Origin of the sequence: Xenorhabdus griffiniae (genome assembly GCF_001028135.1) — a bacterium.
GTDB lineage: Bacteria > Pseudomonadota > Gammaproteobacteria > Enterobacterales > Enterobacteriaceae > Xenorhabdus > Xenorhabdus bakwenae.
Genome location: NZ_LDNM01000063.1, coordinates 1 through 2,597, shown reverse-complemented (window position 1 = coordinate 2,597; position 2,597 = coordinate 1). Strand labels below are relative to the sequence as shown.

General features: G+C 38.4%; 4 protein-coding genes. 2 read left to right on the top strand and 2 right to left on the bottom strand.

All coding sequences use genetic code 11. The features are described 5' to 3' along the window. Nucleotides 1–203 (top strand): hypothetical protein (locus tag AAY47_RS22015; RefSeq protein WP_047770647.1); only part of this gene is annotated, 203 nt, incomplete at its 5' end. A 213-nt stretch (nucleotides 204–416) separates the two neighbouring features. Further along, complete coding sequence (locus AAY47_RS13380; RefSeq protein WP_047770646.1) at nucleotides 417–848, top strand: helix-turn-helix domain-containing protein; 432 nt, start codon at nucleotides 417–419, stop codon at nucleotides 846–848. A 150-nt stretch (nucleotides 849–998) separates the two neighbouring features. On the opposite strand, the gene AAY47_RS13375 is transcribed toward AAY47_RS13380, so the two are convergent. Next, nucleotides 999–1,391, bottom strand: coding sequence for a hypothetical protein (locus AAY47_RS13375; protein WP_047770645.1), 393 nt, complete (start codon nucleotides 1,389–1,391; stop codon nucleotides 999–1,001). 3 nt (nucleotides 1,392–1,394) lie between these two features. Then, nucleotides 1,395–1,754 carry a tlde1 domain-containing protein gene (locus tag AAY47_RS13370; protein ID WP_047770644.1) on the bottom strand — a complete coding sequence of 120 codons (360 nt, stop codon included), beginning with the start codon at nucleotides 1,752–1,754 and terminating at the stop codon, nucleotides 1,395–1,397. Nucleotides 1,755–2,597 lie beyond the last annotated feature (843 nt).

Here is a 2,597-nt window from a genome sequence, read left to right as displayed (position 1 = left end):
GTATAACCATCGGTCGGCTCGGCATCGGAACAAATGATCGGACGTTCCCAGACAAAGCAATTCCGCCCTGGATAGCTTTTTCACAAACATTTTTCATTGGTAAAGCTAAAAATCAAAAACCCAAAAAAATCACCGCAGGATTACCAGCAACGCTCGCCGCAAGATGGTTTGAGCGTAGCGAACTAACCATCGAGGAAGCGTAATATCACCTGAACGGACATAGGAACTCGGCCACTCAGATCCCGACTAAAAGCCGTTTTTAATCCGCGCTTATTTGATGAAAATAGGCGCCAAAGACTAATAAGATACAGAAGGGGATCTCTCGCAGCCCTTGCTACAAGCGGAAAGTTTTTGACAATAGTTAGCTCATGCGCTAACATTGTTAGCTCATGCGCTAACTATTTCGGATAATTTCAATGAAACGAATAACCCAAATTGACCTAGAAACGGGAGAAGATATTGGTGGATTTGTAGCTGTAATTCGCCCTAAACAAAAATCTTCATTTGAGAGGCACTTCACCATGAACCAAGCAGCACTAAAAATCATTGCAACAGAGCTTAATCACGAACAAACAAAGGTTCTAATGATACTGTTAGCCGATCTAGATTATGAAAACTACATCCAAATAGCCCAAGTTGATATATGCGAATCACTTAAAATGAATAAAGCTAGCGTAAGTAGAGCTATAAAAAATCTAATTGAATTTGGAATAATACTCGAAGGCCCTAAAATCGGACGTAGCAAGACCTACAGGTTAAATCCGCAATTCGGTTGGAAAGGAACAGTGAGTAATCACAAAAAAGCCCTTAAAAACGGTCTCAGTGTCATTCAGGGCGGTAAGGCCTAAATCTCGAATCTAGACAAATGTACAGTATTACATATCCAATTTTTTAAGTGGTTTCACTGAGTACGATGTCTTAGGAAAGCAGGTCGAACAAGGTTCATGGCCGTTTTTTTAATGGCGTCACTTGGTAAAAAATCCAAGTGACGCCGCCTCTCAATCGATTTCAGGAGTTATATCAAAATAGGCTACCTCAGATAATGAGCATTCTTCTGCTGAAATAATTGATGAAGCAATAAAAACAGCAGGTTTTTTGTTTTTATCAATATACGGAATGGTTATTTCTAATGTTTGTGTATATAACTGGCCAGATTCTTTAAGAATAATTGGCTTACCTTTTTTTACTAATCTAGTTCGTTCTAGTAGAGAAGAGGTTGCTTTCATTCTATCGAATTGATTATTTCTTCGATAAGAATTGGTTATAACAATTTGCGCAGCCCAAGACTGAGTAGTTGCACAATAATCTAAAGCTTTTTCGGTATCATCTTTTGTTGAAGAAAAAGCAATAGTAGGAATAAATAACATTGCAAATAAAATATTTTTTTTCATGATCTATTTCACTATTAACTCTCTGTCCATAGAGTCAACTATTTCTCTTCTCGCACTTTTTCCAACAATTATACAACCCTCCGATGCTTCGCCAGGATTTTTTGTGCTATCGCCATGTATTCTAAAAAGATCTCTTCCGTACATATTGTTACCCTCACGCGGCTCTAAATGAATGGTCATTGCACCTTTACTACTGGTATAACCTCCAATCGTATATTGCCCTCTGGGGATTGGTCCTTTCCCACGTATAGATTCTGAGGCAGGGTTATTTTTATGTATTCCCTTTCCGCTATATCCGTCACGGTAAACTAATTTATCGTCATGATATAACTCGCCTGAGTACTGATGATAAATCCAAGCCATTTAAAACTCCTTTTTTCCGAAAAAATAAAAAACTAATCACTTTGATTTATATAATTTATCATCTTTTTTATTTGTAGTTTAAATAACTTTATAAGTTTGTTTGTTAAAAAATATTACATTTCGTTTTTTTAATTCAGATAAATAAGACTTCATTTAAATTAATTTAAATTAATTACACTATTTAAAATTTGGAAGATTTATCTTTCTAAAACCGACAGTCAGTCAACGCCTGTCTTATATCGAGAGGGTTCTTTTGTCTTCGACCGTCTGACTTTCGCGTCGCAAGCAGATTGCTAAAAAACAGCTTTGCAGGGATGAAGGGGATCGCGTTCCCTGATGGAATCCCCCCTTGTATCGGCGGATTAAAAACGGCTATCCCAGTGACTTTTAGTGAGCCGCCTTCCATGTCCTAACGGACATCTAAAATTCATTCCTTCCGGTGTTTTTCACTTTTAATCTCGTCAAAAAATAGTCTTGCTGGGTGTCGGGGCTTTGCCCTGACCAAGAGTTTTGTAACAACGACTGCGTGCAGGCGGTGCTACAAAACACATCTTGTCCCCTCTTTGACCCGGTTTTTTACCCGATCTTACTGTGATTTTTTTTGAATTTTTTTCCAACTCATTGACGGTTTAAATTCAAAAGGCGGGTTTTCAATTCTTCCGTGGATGCCCTTACAGGTTTATGTGATAGAAACGCCTCAGAGTGCACTCTGAGGCGTTTTGCTATTAGATCACCCGTAGATTTCATGACAAGGGGATATTTGCTCTGTGTCGATTCTAGGCCGCTTCTCGTCATGGTTGCCACTCATACCTTATAAACGGCTTGTACTCACCATTCACCAAC